Below are 278 nucleotides of genomic sequence, written 5' to 3'. Positions count from 1 at the left end.
AATTATCTCAGCTAGGAACAAGTCTTTTAAATCGCGTAGGCCGTTTTCTTCTACTGTGCGACCTATTAATTTTGAGCCTGTTTGTACTTTACCTTCAAGGTAAAAAGGAACAACTTCCTGATCGCTTTTGCCGTTATCAGGCAAGTATTTAAGCATTACCAAAATAGTAATAAGGCCAATACTAAGCGCGCCTAAACCCACTAAGGTAAAGTCGAAAAAGCCCAGTGGCTGCATACCTGCATCTACCGCAAAGCCGTTAACAATGAGGTTTGTTGAAG

At 41.0% G+C, this 278-nt stretch carries 1 pseudogene; it reads right to left on the bottom strand.

Annotated features, from left to right (window positions below):
• A pseudogene (locus tag AC0IXA_RS27405) lies at positions 1 to 278 on the bottom strand (hypothetical protein); the annotation flags it as partial.

The sequence above is a fragment of the Pseudomonas sp. AC083 genome (assembly GCF_979253165.1).
Note: the sequence above shows the minus strand (reverse complement) of the source record. Positions and strands in the feature narration are given on the sequence as shown.